We start from the raw sequence: 14,643 nt of genomic DNA, 5'->3' as shown, positions 1-14,643 counted from the left end.
TCCCTTTTCCGCTGCGCCCGCTAAATTAGTAACTCATCCGACCACATAACAATAATTTTACATACTGGACACCATTATGAGCTATCCGTCGCTGTTCGCCCCGCTCGATTTGGGCTTCACCACTCTGAAAAACCGGGTACTGATGGGTTCAATGCATACCGGTCTGGAAGAGCGTCCCGACGGCGCGGAAAGGCTGGCGGCGTTTTACGCCGAACGCGCCCGGCACGGGGTGGCGCTGATTGTCACCGGCGGCGTGGCCCCCTCATCCTCCGGCGTCACCATGGAGGGTGGCGCAGTGCTGAATCACGCCCGCCAGTTGCCGCACCACCGTCTGGTAACCGATGCGGTGCATCATGAAGGCGGCAAAATCGCCCTGCAAATTCTGCATACCGGGCGCTACAGCTATCAGCCGAAGCCGGTGGCTCCCTCTCCGCTTCAGGCACCGATTAACCGCTTTGCGCCGCGTGAACTGACGCACGGTGAAATCCTCGCGCTGATCAACGACTTTGCTGGCTGCGCGGCGCTGGCGCGGGAAGCGGGCTATGACGGCGTGGAGGTGATGGGGTCCGAAGGCTATCTGATCAACGAATTTCTGACGGCGCGCACCAATCAGCGTGACGATGAATGGGGCGGCGACTACGCCCGGCGAATGCGCTTTGCTGTGGAGGTCGTCCGCGCCGTGCGCAAACGGGTGGGCGATGACTTTATTATCATTTACCGGCTGTCGATGATTGACCTGGTCGAAAACGGCGGCACGCTTACCGAAACCATCCAGCTTGCGCAGGCGATTGAAGCGGCGGGCGCAACGCTTATCAACACCGGCATTGGCTGGCACGAAGCGCGTATCCCGACCATCGCCACCCCCGTTCCGCGCGGCGCGTTTAGCTGGGTAACACGCAAGCTGAAAGGCAAAGTCACTATCCCGCTGGTGACCACCAACCGGATTAACGATCCGGCGGTGGCAGAAGAGATCCTTGCGCGCGGCGATGCCGATATGGTCTCCATGGCGCGGCCTTTCCTGGCCGACGCCGCGCTGTTGAGCAAAGCACAGGCGGGCCGGGCAGATGAGATCAACACCTGCATCGGCTGCAATCAGGCCTGTCTGGATCAGATCTTCGCGGGCAAAGTCACTTCCTGCCTGGTTAACCCCCGCGCCTGTCACGAAACCAGAATGCCAATCGTACCGGCGCTGAAAAAGAAAAACCTTGCGGTCATTGGCGCAGGTCCGGCGGGACTGGCGTTTGCGATTAACGCTGCCGCGCGCGGTCACAGCGTCACCCTGTTTGACGCGCAGGCGGAGGTCGGCGGGCAATTTAACATCGCCAAACAGATCCCCGGCAAAGAAGAGTTCTACGAGACGCTACGCTATTACCGACGGATGATCGACATCACCGGCGTTGCGCTACAGCTCAGTCACGTCGTCACGGCGGAGCATCTGAACATGTTTGATGAGGTGATCCTCGCCAGCGGCATTGAACCACGTATTCCGCCCATCGCGGGCATCGATCACCCAAAAGTCCTGACTTATCTGGACGTGCTGCGCGATAAAACGCCCGTTGGCGCACGCGTGGCAATCATAGGCTGCGGCGGCATCGGTTTTGACACCGCGATGTACCTAAGCCAGCCCGGCGATCCGACCAGCCAGAATATCGCCGAATTTTGCGTGGAATGGGGGATCGACACCAGCCTCAGCCAGCCCGGCGGCCTGCGCCCGGAAGGGCCGCAGCTGGCGAAAAGCCCGCGCCAGATCGTCATGCTTCAGCGCAAAGCCAGCAAGCCGGGTGACGGACTGGGCAAAACCACCGGCTGGATCCACCGCGCCACGCTACTGTCGCGCGGCGTGAAGATGATCCCCGCCGTCAGCTATCAGAAGATCGACGATGAAGGGCTACATGTGCTGATCGGCGGCGAACCGCAGCGATTAGAGGTTGATCATGTGGTGATCTGCGCAGGTCAGGAGCCGAGACGCGATCTGGCCGATCCGCTGCGCGCAGCAGGCAAAACGGTGCATTTAATTGGCGGGTGTGATGTGGCGCTGGAACTGGATGCCCGACGCGCGATTGCGCAGGGCACCCGACTGGCGCTGGAGATTTAGCGGCGACGACCCAGCTTCACCGCCTTCAGCACCACAAACTTGCTGTTGGTGGCGAGGGTTTCGCAGTTGCCGAAAATCTTTTTCAGCTTGTGGAAGTAATCGAGATGGCGATTCGCCACAATATACAGTGCGCCGTTGATTTTCAGGCAGCGGCGCGCGTGGTGGAACATTTCCCACGCGATGTTATCGGTCAGCGCGTGCTGCTGGTGGAATGGCGGGTTGCACAGCACGGCGTTAAAGCGGAACGGCTCCACGCCGGAGAGCGCGTTGTTGATCATAAACTCGCAGCGATCCAGCGCTTCCGGCATGTTGGTTTCAACGTTCAGGCGGCTGGATGCCACCGCCATCGGCGACTCATCAACAAACACCACCGTCGCCTGCAGGTTTTTCTCCAGCAGCGTCAGGCCAATCACGCCATTGCCGCAGCCGAGATCGACAATTTCCCCGTCCAGATCGTCCGGCAGGTGCTGCATAAAGAAGCGCGCGCCGATATCCAGCCCGGTGCGTGAGAATACGTTGGCGTGATTGTGGATCGTCCACGGCGTACCTTCCAGCGCCCAGCTTAAGGTCTGTGGCGCGTCTTTCAGGGCGGGTTCGCTGAACGTACAGTTGATCAGACGCGCTTTTTTCCACGCCAGGGTGGTTGTGGTCGGTCCCAGAATTTTTTCGAACAATTCTAACGTCGAATTATGAATATCCCGCGCTTTTGCCCCGGCGATAATCCGCGTTTGCGCGGTCACCACCTGGCGCAGCGCGCGCAGTTGCTGTTCCAGCAGAGCCAGCGTTTTCGGGATTTTAATCAGCACGACGCCCGGTGCCTGCGGGTACGCGGCGGTGCTGTCGAGAAAGGTGACGCTGTTTTCGGCAATCTCGTTGTGGCGCAGGTTCTCCCGCGTCCCCAGCTCGCTTAAATACGAGTCGCCAATGCTGAACGGCTGATGCTCCGCCAGCGCGCAGCTTAACGCACCGAACGTATCGTTAAAGATCAGGACCGGGCCGCTGATGTCGGTATCGTCCAACTGTTGCAGCAGATACTCATCCGCCGCTTCCCACGCCTGAAGCGGGTTGACGTCGTCCGTTTCCGGGAAACGTTTTAAATCCAGTGAACGGAAACCGTTGTCTAAGTGGCTCATCGGCCCTCCTGAGTGGTAAAATTTCGGTAGTTCCCCGCGCGGGGGCGACGAGTATACCCTTTTTTCATTTAATCTGAGATAAGCATGAGCGAACTGACCTATTTAAGCGGCTATCCCGAACATCTGCTCACCCAGGTTCGCACATTGATCGCCGAACAGCGGCTGGGCGCGGTGCTGGAAAAGCGCTACCCCGGCACCCACGAGTTCGCTACCGATAAAGCCCTCTGGCAGTATACTCAGGATCTCAAAAGCCGGTTTCTGCGCAACGCCCCGCCGATCAATAAAGTGATGTACGACAATAAGATCCACGTGCTGAAAAACGCGCTCGGTCTGCACACCGCCGTTTCCCGCGTGCAGGGCGGCAAGCTTAAAGCAAAAGCAGAAATCCGCGTCGCCACCGTGTTTCGCAGCGCCCCGGAGCCGTTTTTGCGCATGATCGTGGTGCATGAACTGGCGCATCTGAAAGAGAAAGAGCATGACAAAGCGTTTTACCAGCTTTGCTGTTATATGGAGCCGCAGTATCACCAGTTGGAGTTTGATACGCGGTTATGGCTGACGCATCTGGCGCAGCAGCAGGGCATCATCGCCACCCGCTAATCACAGGCACGCCCGCAAATTGTTCGGGCGTGAGCGCGAAGGCTTTTTCAGCGTCGTCAGTATGCTACTCTGCTCGCTGACGATCAGGCTAAAGGACTTTTGATTTATGATACGTTTCGCAGTCATTGGCACGAACTGGATCACCCGCCAGTTTGTCGATGCCGCCCATGAAACCGGCAAATATAAACTCACCGCCGTCTATTCGCGCAGTCTTGAGCAGGCGCAGCATTTCGCCAGCGATTACCCGGTTGAGCATCTGTTTACCTCGCTGGAAGAAATGGCGGCCAGCGACGCGTTCGACGCGGTGTATATTGCCAGCCCGAATTCCCTGCACTTTCCGCAGACCCGGCTGTTCCTCAGCCATAAGAAGCATGTGATTTGCGAAAAGCCGCTGGCGTCTAACCTGCGCGAAGTGGAAGAAGCCATTGCCGTGGCGCGGGAAAATCAGGTGGTGCTGTTTGAAGCGTTCAAAACCGCCAGCCTGCCCAACTTCCTGCTGTTGCAGCAGTCCCTGCCGAAGCTCGGAAAAGTGCGAAAAGCGTTTATCAACTACTGCCAGTATTCTTCGCGCTACCAGCGCTATCTTGACGGCGAAAACCCGAACACCTTTAATCCGGCGTTTTCTAACGGTTCGATTATGGATATCGGCTTTTATTGCCTGGCCTCCGCCGTTGCGCTATGGGGCGAGCCGCACCGCGTTCAGGCGTCGGCCAGCCTGCTGGAAAGCGGCGTGGACGCGCACGGTACGGTGGTGCTGGACTACGGCGATTTCGACGTCACGCTGCACCATTCCAAAGTGAGCGATTCGGTGCTGGCGAGCGAAATCCAGGGCGAAAACGGTTCGCTGGTGATTGAAAAAATCTCTGAATGTCAGACGGTGTCGTTCGTCCCGCGCGGCGGCAAAGCGCAGGATCTGACCCAGCCGCAGCATATCAACACCATGCTGTATGAGGCCGACGTATTTGCACGGCTGATAGAAGAAAATGAAGTTAATCATCCGGGTCTGGCGGTGAGCCGAATCACTTCCGCGCTACAAACCGAGATCCGCCGTCAGACCGGCGTCGTGTTCCCGGCGGATAACGCAGATGCGCCAATCCCCGCGTAAAACTGTGTAAAAGGCAGGTTGCAGGACATTGACCCCCTGAATGTCCTGTCATACTTTGTTACCTGCAAAGGGGAGTAACTTCATCGCCGGTGGATCGTCATTACGATGCGTGTCACAGCGCATCCGGTCGCCGGGCAACATCAGAGAAATACAGTGCGTTTCTCTGATGTTGTAAGTGAGACCTTGCCGGAAGGCGAGGTCTGTGCATGAAACACGCAACGGCTGACGTCTTCTGACATCAGCCGTTTTTGTTTTTATGCCTGTGAAGGAGCTTTTTTATGAATACAGTCGGCACACCGTTGTTGTGGGGCGGATTCGCTGTGGTGGTGGTTATTATGCTGGCGGTCGATCTGCTGTTACAGGGTCGGCGCGGCTCGCATACGATGTCGATGAAACAGGCCGCCGTCTGGTCTCTGGTCTGGGTCAGCCTTTCTCTGCTGTTTAATGCGGCTTTCTGGTGGTATCTCGCTTCAACCGAAGGACGCGCCGTGGCCGATCCGCAGGCGCTGGCGTTTCTCACCGGCTATCTGATTGAAAAAGCGCTGGCGGTGGATAACGTCTTCGTCTGGCTGATGCTGTTCAGCTACTTTGCCGTACCGCCCGCGCTCCAGCGCCGGGTGCTGATTTACGGCGTGCTGGGAGCGATTGTCCTGCGTACGATCATGATTTTCGCGGGCAGCTGGCTTATCACCCAGTTTGACTGGCTGCTGTACGTCTTCGGCGCGTTCCTGCTGTTTACCGGGGTGAAGATGGCGCTGGCGAAGGAAGACGAGACCGGGATTGGTGAAAAACCGGTGGTGCGCTGGCTGCGAAGCCACCTGCGGATGACGGATACCATCGAAAGCGAGCACTTTTTCGTGCGTAAAAACGGCCTGCTGTTTGCGACACCGCTTCTGCTGGTGCTGATTATGGTTGAGCTGAGCGACGTCATTTTTGCGGTGGACAGCATTCCGGCGATTTTCGCAGTGACTACCGATCCGTTTATCGTGCTGACCTCTAACCTGTTTGCGATCCTCGGTCTGCGCGCGATGTACTTCCTGCTGGCGGGCGTGGCAGAACGCTTCTCAATGCTGAAATACGGCCTGTCGGTGATCCTGGTGTTTATCGGTATCAAAATGCTGATCGTTGATTTTTATCATATCCCGATTGCCGTCTCGCTGGGCGTGGTGTTTGGAATTCTGACGCTGACGCTGCTGATCAACGCGTGGGTGAACCGGCAGAATGATAAAAGGCAGCCAGGGTGATTCAGGTGGGGAGACTCCTGGTCAGAAAGGCGTTATACCCGCAATTCCCTCTTCCTTAAGGGAGAGGGTTAGGGTGAGGGGGAGAGTACAGGCACGCAGTCGCCCTCTCCCCCTATACGCTCCTACAGCCCCAGCGCCTTTTTCACTACCGGTTCAGCCGGTTGCCCATCGCGGCCGGTCACGCCGTTCAGCCACTGGCTCACCAGTTCCGGGCGCTTCGCCAGTTCCGCGCGGGCGGCGGCGTTAACGTCCTGCTTATCATCCAGCACGCGGGTAATGACCGCATTCTCAATCGCGACGTCAAACTTAAGCTGGCTGAAGAAGCGGTTCAAATTAGGGCAGTCGCTGGCGAAGTCTTTACGCGTTACGGTGTTTACCGTTGCGCTGCCGTAGTTCGGCCCGAACCATTTATCGCCGCCGCTCAGATAGGTCAGCGGGAAACGGGTGTTCATGGCGTGCGGCTCCCAGCCGAGGAAAACAATCCACTCTTTGCGGCTCACCGCGCGGCTGACCTGCGCCAGCATTCCGCTTTCACTCGATTCGACAATATTCCATTTTTCCAGGCCAAAATCATGCTGGTCGAGCATCTTTTTGATGTTCTGATTGGCAGGCGCGCCCGGCGCGATCCCATAAATCTTATGCCCGAACTTATCGGCATATTTTTGCAGATCGGCGAAGTCTTTCACGCCCGCGTCAGAGACATATTTCGGCACCGCGAGGGTGAATTTCGCGGCAGGCAGATTCGCGCCGATCACTTTAATATCCTGCCCCGGATTAAACTTAGCGATCACCGGCTCCTGCGCGGGCATCCAGTTGCCGAGGAACACGTCGAGCTGGCCGGATTTCAGCCCCTGAAACGCCAGCGCCACCGACAGATTCTGCACCTTTTGCTGATAGCCCAGCGCGTTCAGCACCACGCCGGACAGCGCGTTGGTGGCGGCGATATCGGTCCAGCCCGGATCGGACTGATTGACCACCGCGCAGCGGTCCGCTTCGGCTGCCGAAGAGGTGACGGGGGCCAGCGCTGCCGTTGCCAGCAGCAGGAAAGTGGTTATGTTTTTTGCCTTCATCATTGCTCTCCGACATTATTTTTTTGGGGACGCGGATAGCGGGCGAATGCTTCCTGCTCATCCAGCGTCTGGTGGTTACGAATAAAGCGCTGCGAGGCCTGCTGATGGGGCTGAAAGTCCCACTGCGGGATCGCATCCCGGCCCGCAACGCGGGTTAAAAAGAGACGTTTTTGCTGGCTTGCCAGCACCTTCTGATGCAGATCGTCCAGATCCCAGCGCGCGGCCACTTCATCGGCAAAAGCCTGCGCCACGTCGCGATAGCGCGGATCGGCGGCGAGGTTATGTCGCTCATGCGGATCGTCCACCAGGTTAAAAAGCTGCGGCGCTTCGTGCCAGACGAAGATGTATTTCCACGGTCCCCGACGGATCATCACCTGCGGACCGACCGCGCCCTCTGCCAGATACTCGGCGCACGCGCCGTCCGGGCCTGCCTCACCGCGCAGATGCGGCACCAGGCTGCGCCCGTCCAGCGGGGCCACGGCGTGAGCGCTGCGGTCTTCGCCGCTGGCAAGCTCTACCAGCGTCGGCAGCAAATCCACCAGTGACACGCTCTCCGCCACCCGGCGTGCGGCAAAACGTGTTGGGTTATGTACGATGAACGGAATGCGCACCGCATTCTCAAAAAACGACATTTTGTACCACAGGCCGCGCTCGCCGAGCATTTCACCATGATCGGCAATCACCATCACCACCGTGTTTTCCGCAAGCCCGGTTTCCTCCAGCGTTTTGACGATTTCGCCAAAGCAGTCATCGACGTAGGCCAGCGCGCCGTAATAGGCATGACGCGCCCGGCGGATGTGTTCTTCCGTCAGCAACCCGTCCTCAAGCTGGTACATTTCACGCAGCCGCTTCGAGTGCGGATCGTCCTCAATCTCCCACGCGCTGACCTGCGGCAGATCGACCTCGGCGGCGTTGATCCGATCCAGATAACGTTTCGGGATCGCAAACGGATCGTGCGGATGAGTCAGCGACAAATGCAGCAGGAACGGTTGTTCGTCCGGGCGACGGGCTGCGTCGTACAGCCGCTGGCGTGCGAGAAACAGCGCCTCGTCGTCAAAATCCAGTTGATTGGTGCGCACGCATTCGCCCGCTTCCAGCACCGAACTCATATTGTGATACCAGTCGAGCCGCCGGGTCGGGTTCTGCCAGTCCGGGGTCCAGCCAAAATCGGCGGGATAAATATCGGTGGTCAGTCGCTCGTCAAAACCGTGCAGTTGATCCGGGCCGCAGAAGTGCATTTTGCCGGACAGCCAGGTGCGGTAGCCCTGCTCGCGCAGATAGTGGCAGAAGGTCGGCGAATCGGCATGAAATTCAGCGGCGTTGTCGTACACCGCATTTTTCGACAGATACTGCCCGGTCATTAATGACGCTCGCGACGGTGCGCACAGCGGGCTGTTGCAGTACGCCGATTCAAACACGACCCCTTCGCGGGCTAATTTATCGATATTCGGCGTCAGGCTGACATTATTTCCATAAGTGCGTAATGCGCTCGCCGTTAACTGATCCGCCATAAGAATAACGATATTCGGTTTATTTATAAGCATGATACCGCCAAAGATAAAATTAATTCTGGAACCGTGATATTTTTATCGCACGCGAATTTCACGCTGTGAAGTCATTATTTTATTATCGTGGCATAAGGTGCAATTATGGCAGGAAAATTACAGCTCCCTCCGTTACAGGTTTTAGTGGTATTTGAAGCTGCCGCGCGCCACGGTAATTTTACCGCTGCCGGAAGTGAGCTGGGGCTGTCGCAGCCTGCGGTCAGCCAGCGCATTCAGTTGCTGGAAAGTCTGCTGGACGCGCCGCTGTTTGAGCGCCGCCATCGCGGGGTGCAGCTTACTGAAGCGGGCAACAGCCTGTATCACATCGTGCGTAGCAGCCTGAACGATATCAGCGAGCAGCTTGAGCGCACGCGCCACCAGCGCAGCGTGCTGCGTATTGATACCGATATGGGCTTTGCCAGCTACTGGCTGATGCCGCGTATGAACGCGATTCAGGCGCTGATCCCAGGCGTTGAAGTGCAGGTTTCCACCTCGCCCAATGACTATAATTTTCGCGACAGCAACGCTCCGCTGACCATCTGTTTTGGCGGCGGCAACTGGCCGGGCGCGCAGGCGCAGCGGCTGTTCCCGGAGAACGTGGTTCCCGTATGTAATCAACATATTAAGCGCGAACTGGGCGATAATCCTGACCCGGCCGCGCTGCTGCGCTTTCCGTTACTGAAGCTGCCGGATACCCGCCCCCAGCGCTGGCTGACGTGGGAGGACTGGTTTCGTCAGCAGCGGCTGCAACCCGGTGATATCATCGCTTCGCGCACCTTCAACGCTTATTCGCTGGTGGTGCAGGCAACGCTTGAAGGACAGGGCATCGCGCTGGGCTGGCGGCCGCTGATCGCCCCGCTACTGGCCAGCGGTGAACTGGCCGTTTGCGGGCCGGAGATGCGTACTGAACGCGGCTATTTTTTAATTTCTTCGGCCACTAAACCGTTATCGCCGCAGCAGCAAAAAGTAAAATCATGGTTATTAGATGAAGCCTGGAATTTTCATCATTCAGGGATCGCTTTGCCATAATAGTTATAAGCTAAGTAATAAATTAACTATTAAAATAAAGCAAAATACCTCGCTGCCCGGCTTTATTTTAAGGTAGGGTGTATTTGCTCCCGTAAAATATGTGATAGCGCTATGACAAAACCGATAATCGAACTCCGCCAGGTGAATAAATACTATTCAGATGGCGCACAAAAATCTTTTTTTTCCCGGCAGCGATCGTCGTCATCAGTTCATGCCCTGAACGACATCAACCTGCAAATTTTTCCCGGTGAGATTTTCGTCATCGTCGGGCTGTCCGGGTCGGGTAAATCGACGCTGCTGCGCACTCTTAACCACCTGATCCCGCCGGAAGAAGGCGAGGTGACGTTTGAACAGCAGTCGCTGGCCGGGCTGTCGGCGGCGGCGCTGATCGCCCTGCGCCGACAGCATATCGGCATGGTTTTTCAGTCTTTTGCTCTGTTTGACGAGCGCACCGTGCTGGATAACGTCGCCTTTGGCCTGGAAGTGGCGGGCGTTGAAAAAGGCGAACGCCAGCACAGGGCCGGGGAGATGCTGGAGAAAGTCGGCCTTGCCGCCGTTGCCAGCCAGTATCCGCGCCAGCTTTCCGGCGGGATGCAGCAACGCGTCGGGCTGGCACGGGCGCTGGTGGTCAATCCTTCGGTGCTGCTGATGGACGAAGCCTTCTCCGCGCTGGACCCGATTATCCGCCGCGAGATGCAGGCGCTGCTGCTGAGTTTGCAGGCTGAACACCAGCGGACGGTGGTCTTCGTCACGCACGATATGGAAGAAGCGCTGCGCCTCGGCTCGCGTATTGCCATTATGGAGAAAGGCAGGCTGGTGCAGGTCGGCGCACCGGAAGCGCTGATTAACGCCCCTGCCACCCCCTACGTGCGCCACTTTTTTTCCGGCGTGGATGTTTCACGCTGGCAACTGGCAGAGAACTACGCCGACGTCTGGCCCACGCATTAAGCAGAGAATGATATGGCATATCCTTTAGACTTTAGCCGCGAGATCGACAGCGGTATTCGCGCGCTGCTGACCCACGCGGGCGGTTTTTTTGACGGCCTCGCAGCGGTAATTGACGGCTTCGCGGGCGGGCTGGAGACGATGATTAGCTGGCTCAACCCGTGGGGGCTGGTGGTGCTGACGGTGGCGCTGGGCCTGTGGCGCATTGGCAAAGGTTTTGCCCTGTTCGCCCTCCTCGCCACTCTGTACATCATTTACAGCGGCTACAGCGATCACGCGGCGGTGACACTGGCACTCACGCTGTCCTCCACCTTTTTTAGCCTGCTGTTCGGCATTCCGCTCGGCATCTGGAGCGCGCGGCGCGCGGCGGTCGGCAGCATCGTGCGTACCCTGCTCGACTTTATGCAGACCATGCCCGCCTTCGTGTATCTGATCCCGGCGACCATTCTGTTCGGGCTGGGACGTCCGCCAGGCATTTTCGCTACCGTGCTGTTCTCAATGCCGCCGGTGGTCCGGCTGACCGACCTCGGTATTCGTCAGGTGAATGCCGCACGCATTGAGGCGGGGCTGGCGTTTGGCTGTACGCCGTGGCAACTGCTGTGGAAAGTTCAGCTTCCGGCCGCGCAGCCCGCGATTATGGCGGGCATCAACCAGACCATTATGATGGCAATGTCGATGGTGATCATCGCCTCAATGGTCGGCGCGGGCGGGCTGGGTAATGATATTCTCAGCAGCATTCAGCAACTGGATATCGGCCCCGGCCTGCAAAGCGGGATTGTGGTGGTGCTGATGGCGATCCTGCTCGACCGGCTCTCCGCCAGCTTTGCCCGCCGCCATCACTGAGGATTATCAGGGCTGCTGATACCGACGACGCAGCAGCTCGCATTCAAACAGGAACTCCAGCCCTTCAAGCTGACGACGCGCCTCGCTGACGTCTTTTCCCCAGCAGGTCAGGCCGTGACCGCGCAGCAGAAACCCGTAGCGCAGCGGCCGGGTCCGGGCGTAGTCGGCAATGCGGCTCGCCAGCGCGTCGATATCCTGATCGTTGTCGAAAATGGCGATCGGCACGCTATCCAGATGACTGTGCTGCCCGCCCAGCGTTTTCTGCATTTCATACCCGCTCAGCACCAGCGCCGCACCGGTTTCAATGCGCGACAGCACCGTGGCATTCACCGTGTGCACATGCAGCACCGCGTTGGCGTCAGGGAACAGGCGATAAATCAGGGTATGCAGGCCGGTCTCTGCCGAGGGCTTACGCCCGGACGGCGCGGTATTGCTGGCGATCTCCACCTGTAAAAAATCGTCGGCGGTGAGCGTGCCTTTGTCGCGCCCCGACTCGCTCAGCCAGCACCAGGTTTCATCCTGCCGCACCGACATATTACCGCCGGTGGCCGGAGCCCAGCCTTTCGCGCCGATCCAGTGACAGGTGCTGACTAACTGCGTGAGTCTTTGTTGCCACATACCGGCTCCTTTTTTAGACGTCTGTATGGCTATTTAGCCGATACTAACATCCCTCCCGGGGCAGGACAATGCTTCGATATTCGCGGAATGAATATGCGGAAGCACATTCATTCCGCTGACCGCAGTGCTCTTCGGAGTAGCGCGGCGGCTGGAGAAAAGTGTAATCCGGCGGCGGGCTGGCGCAACCGGCAGAGCGACGTTTTGCGAGTTGCCTTCAGGAATCGGCCTCAGATATAGCGTTTGCCTTTTTTCGTCCCGAACGGTTTACCTTTAAAGACGTGCGGACCGTCTACCGTCAGGATGACCTTATCGCCCTTGCGGGTCAGCCACGGCGTATCCTCGCTGCTTTCTTCCGAGGTGACGCCTGCCGGGCTTAGCGTGATATTGTCTTCGTCAATTTCAATCAGGCCGATCACATAGGTATAGATGCCTTCGTCATCGTCCGGCCCGCTGGCAAAATCATAGGCACACTCGACGACCTGCTCGCCGTATTCCATGCGCATGGTCGGCCTGAGGGACGCGACGGAGACGGCACCGTTGCCGACCGCCGAGTAGACGCTGCACACGATCGCCACTTTGCCGCCCATCAACCGTGAGATCGCCGGGTTGATCTCTACCGTTTCGGTGCCCGGCGCAGAGGCGCTGGCGGCCACCACATCGCCGCGGTGGAAAATCCACGGATAATCATTGAACGAGCCGGGATGATCCGGGGCGCAGACCAGCGACATCTGCCCGTCGGGCCGTAAAATGCCGATACGCAGATCAAGATCGTCGTTATCTTCACCGTCGCCGTTGTCGATCCACGTCGCGCTGACCCGGATACTCGCCGGGGCCGCCGCGCCTTTAATCAGCGAGACTTTATGGCTGGTGTCGGGTTTGGTGAGGGTGACTTTCTTCAGGCTGACGGCGGGGGTGACGGGCGCGGGCGCCTCCACTTCGATGCCGTAGTAGTTGCACAACCCTGCCAGCCCGGAGTTGAACCCCTGCCAGACCGAGCGGGCTTTGTTTTCGCCGTTGCGCACGTACAGATCGAGGACGACGATCCCGGTTTCCTGGCTAAACTGGCCGGGCGTAAGTTCCAGGCTATGGTCGCCGGTGACGATTTGCGCTTTTAAATCCTGCACGCTGGCAAATCCCCCCGCCCCCCCGTCCTGGGTCAGGGTGACGGCTATTTTGGTAATGCCTGCGGGAAGGCGGCTGAGATCAAAATCAATCGCGTGGGTAACGGTGGTGCCGCTGGTGCCTGGGGCGATAAAGACGGCGGTGCCGGAGGCATGACGCGGCGCATTGAAAAACACCATATCATCGTCCGAGGTGACTTTACCGGCGGCGGTGACCAGAAAAGCGGTGAGATTAACGTCAAGGTTGCTGTCTGCACGGTGGGTAACGCGGACCTGTCCGCTGGCCCCGGAGAGTGAGGTATTCTCCCCCGGTTTTAATGATTGATTCATGGTTCCGTCCTTCCCTTTTGGCTTAAAAAGTCCCCTCTGGTTTATCACAGCCAGTCACCTGATGGAATCCATAATATGCTGGCGCAACCAGATATGAGAGGGATCGCGATGTACGCGTTCATGCCACAGCATCATCATATCGAACCCGGCTATCTCCAGCGGCGGCTCGACGATTTTCAGCGCGCTGGCATGTTTCACCAGCCGTTCCGGCAGCATCGCCACCAGATCGGTATTCGCCAGCGTCTCCAGCATAAATAAAAAATGCGGCACCGACAGCACCACCCGCCGCGACAGACCTTTATTTGCCAGCGCGACGTCGGTCGCGGCACTAAAACCGCCGCCATCCGGGGAGACGATCACCTGCTCCATTTCACAGAACTGCGCAAGTGTGGGTCGCCGCTTCAGGCCCGGATGATCCGCACGTCCTGCCAGCACGTATCGTTCGGTAAACAGATGCCGCTGATGCAGCGACGGCGGCGCGCCGTCGCGGGTGTGGAAAATCAGATCCACCTCCTGCTGCCCGGCCTGGCGAACGATCTGCTCCGGGCGAAGTTCCAGCACCGCCAGACGGGTGCCGGGGGAGACGGCCCGTAACCTTCGCAGCGCGGGCAGAATAATGACCGCTGCCATATAGTCGGTGGCAACGATGCGCCAGGTGACGCTGGCCTGCGCCGGATCAAAGGCGTCCGGCGGGGCGACGGCGCGCTCCAGCGCATCCAGCGCCTGACGCAGCGGCTCGCGTAACGCTTCGGCTCTGGCGGTCGGCTGCATTCCGCGCGGACCGGGCAGCAACAGCGGATCGGCAAAAATTTCCCGCAGGCGCGCCAGCTGGATGCTCACCGAAGGCTGCGACAGATTCAGCCGCTGTGCCGCGCGCGTGACATTATGCTCGGTCAACAGCACGTCCAGCGTCAGCAGAAGGTTGAGATCCACACGGCTTAAATTAATCATGGCTATACCTGTTATTAC

Annotated in this window: 13 protein-coding genes; 7 read left to right on the top strand and 6 right to left on the bottom strand. The window is 58.4% G+C overall.

What is annotated here, in order from left to right; all coding sequences use genetic code 11:
* The first annotated feature begins 76 nt into the window (after positions 1-76).
* Positions 77-2,095 (top strand): NADPH-dependent 2,4-dienoyl-CoA reductase, encoded by a 2,019-nt coding sequence (locus tag RT197_RS05160; protein WP_312948007.1) that lies wholly within the window; start codon positions 77-79, stop codon positions 2,093-2,095.
* Here the strand turns inward: RT197_RS05160 and rlmG are convergent.
* The gene (gene rlmG, locus RT197_RS05155; protein ID WP_312948005.1) at positions 2,092-3,228 is read right to left on the bottom strand and encodes a 23S rRNA (guanine(1835)-N(2))-methyltransferase RlmG; all 1,137 of its coding nucleotides are present in this window, start codon (positions 3,226-3,228) and stop codon (positions 2,092-2,094) included. The genes RT197_RS05160 and rlmG overlap by 4 nt on opposite strands.
* Positions 3,229-3,312: 84 nt before the next feature.
* Here rlmG and RT197_RS05150 point away from each other — a divergent pair, with 84 nt between their 5' ends.
* The 3 genes from RT197_RS05150 (at position 3,313) to RT197_RS05140 (ending at position 6,174) form a co-directional block, all read left to right on the top strand.
* On the top strand, positions 3,313-3,825 hold the full coding sequence (locus RT197_RS05150; protein ID WP_312948004.1) for a M48 family metallopeptidase: 513 nt from the start codon (positions 3,313-3,315) through the stop codon (positions 3,823-3,825).
* Between the two features lie 106 nt (positions 3,826-3,931).
* Positions 3,932-4,930 (top strand): Gfo/Idh/MocA family oxidoreductase, encoded by a 999-nt coding sequence (locus tag RT197_RS05145; RefSeq protein WP_312948002.1) that lies wholly within the window; start codon positions 3,932-3,934, stop codon positions 4,928-4,930.
* Positions 4,931-5,208: 278 nt separating this feature from the next.
* Positions 5,209-6,174 carry a TerC family protein gene (locus RT197_RS05140; RefSeq protein WP_312948000.1) on the top strand — a complete coding sequence of 322 codons (966 nt, stop codon included), beginning with the start codon at positions 5,209-5,211 and terminating at the stop codon, positions 6,172-6,174.
* A 122-nt stretch (positions 6,175-6,296) separates the two neighbouring features.
* Here RT197_RS05140 and choX read toward each other — a convergent pair whose 3' ends face one another.
* Both choX and betC read right to left on the bottom strand, forming a co-directional pair.
* On the bottom strand, positions 6,297-7,247 hold the full coding sequence (gene choX / locus RT197_RS05135; protein WP_312947998.1) for a choline ABC transporter substrate-binding protein: 951 nt from the start codon (positions 7,245-7,247) through the stop codon (positions 6,297-6,299).
* Complete coding sequence (gene betC, locus RT197_RS05130) at positions 7,244-8,788, bottom strand: choline-sulfatase (protein WP_312947996.1); 1,545 nt, start codon at positions 8,786-8,788, stop codon at positions 7,244-7,246. The genes choX and betC overlap by 4 nt, the downstream gene beginning before the upstream one ends.
* Positions 8,789-8,893: 105 nt before the next feature.
* Between betC and RT197_RS05125 the strand changes: the two genes are divergently transcribed.
* From RT197_RS05125 to RT197_RS05115, 3 genes are all read left to right on the top strand, one after another.
* Positions 8,894-9,817 carry a LysR substrate-binding domain-containing protein gene (locus RT197_RS05125; protein ID WP_312947994.1) on the top strand — a complete coding sequence of 308 codons (924 nt, stop codon included), beginning with the start codon at positions 8,894-8,896 and terminating at the stop codon, positions 9,815-9,817.
* 111 nt (positions 9,818-9,928) lie between these two features.
* Positions 9,929-10,765 (top strand): ATP-binding cassette domain-containing protein, encoded by an 837-nt coding sequence (locus RT197_RS05120; RefSeq protein WP_312947992.1) that lies wholly within the window; start codon positions 9,929-9,931, stop codon positions 10,763-10,765.
* A 12-nt stretch (positions 10,766-10,777) separates the two neighbouring features.
* Entirely contained in the window at positions 10,778-11,605 is an 828-nt protein-coding gene (locus RT197_RS05115) for an ABC transporter permease subunit (protein WP_312947990.1), read from the top strand.
* A 6-nt stretch (positions 11,606-11,611) separates the two neighbouring features.
* Here the strand turns inward: RT197_RS05115 and RT197_RS05110 are convergent, their stop codons facing one another.
* From RT197_RS05110 to RT197_RS05100, 3 genes are all read right to left on the bottom strand, one after another.
* Complete coding sequence (locus RT197_RS05110; protein WP_312947988.1) at positions 11,612-12,223, bottom strand: methylthioribulose 1-phosphate dehydratase; 612 nt, start codon at positions 12,221-12,223, stop codon at positions 11,612-11,614.
* A gap of 227 nt (positions 12,224-12,450) precedes the next feature.
* Complete coding sequence (locus tag RT197_RS05105; protein WP_312947986.1) at positions 12,451-13,674, bottom strand: TerD family protein; 1,224 nt, start codon at positions 13,672-13,674, stop codon at positions 12,451-12,453.
* 54 nt (positions 13,675-13,728) lie between these two features.
* Complete coding sequence (locus RT197_RS05100; RefSeq protein ID WP_312947985.1) at positions 13,729-14,625, bottom strand: LysR family transcriptional regulator; 897 nt, start codon at positions 14,623-14,625, stop codon at positions 13,729-13,731.
* Positions 14,626-14,643 lie beyond the last annotated feature (18 nt).

It is taken from the genome of Superficieibacter sp. (assembly GCF_032071645.1).
Classification (GTDB): Bacteria; Pseudomonadota; Gammaproteobacteria; order Enterobacterales; family Enterobacteriaceae; genus Superficieibacter.
This window is presented reverse-complemented; position numbering and strand designations above follow the sequence as displayed.

Excerpts from the sequence above, each read along its gene's own strand:
- RT197_RS05140 (WP_312948000.1), top strand. The coding sequence starts at position 5,209 with ATGAATACAGTCGGCACACCGTTGTTGTGGGGCGGATTCGCTGTGGTG.
- RT197_RS05125 (WP_312947994.1), top strand. The coding sequence starts at position 8,894 with ATGGCAGGAAAATTACAGCTCCCTCCGTTACAGGTTTTAGTGGTATTT.
- RT197_RS05160 (WP_312948007.1), top strand. The coding sequence starts at position 77 with ATGAGCTATCCGTCGCTGTTCGCCCCGCTCGATTTGGGCTTCACCACT.
- rlmG (WP_312948005.1), bottom strand. The coding sequence starts at position 3,228 with ATGAGCCACTTAGACAACGGTTTCCGTTCACTGGATTTAAAACGTTTC.
- RT197_RS05100 (WP_312947985.1), bottom strand. The coding sequence starts at position 14,625 with ATGATTAATTTAAGCCGTGTGGATCTCAACCTTCTGCTGACGCTGGAC.
- RT197_RS05120 (WP_312947992.1), top strand. The coding sequence starts at position 9,929 with ATGACAAAACCGATAATCGAACTCCGCCAGGTGAATAAATACTATTCA.
- RT197_RS05105 (WP_312947986.1), bottom strand. The coding sequence starts at position 13,674 with ATGAATCAATCATTAAAACCGGGGGAGAATACCTCACTCTCCGGGGCC.
- betC (WP_312947996.1), bottom strand. The coding sequence starts at position 8,788 with ATGCTTATAAATAAACCGAATATCGTTATTCTTATGGCGGATCAGTTA.
- choX (WP_312947998.1), bottom strand. The coding sequence starts at position 7,247 with ATGATGAAGGCAAAAAACATAACCACTTTCCTGCTGCTGGCAACGGCA.
- RT197_RS05110 (WP_312947988.1), bottom strand. The coding sequence starts at position 12,223 with ATGTGGCAACAAAGACTCACGCAGTTAGTCAGCACCTGTCACTGGATC.
- RT197_RS05150 (WP_312948004.1), top strand. The coding sequence starts at position 3,313 with ATGAGCGAACTGACCTATTTAAGCGGCTATCCCGAACATCTGCTCACC.
- RT197_RS05145 (WP_312948002.1), top strand. The coding sequence starts at position 3,932 with ATGATACGTTTCGCAGTCATTGGCACGAACTGGATCACCCGCCAGTTT.
- RT197_RS05115 (WP_312947990.1), top strand. The coding sequence starts at position 10,778 with ATGGCATATCCTTTAGACTTTAGCCGCGAGATCGACAGCGGTATTCGC.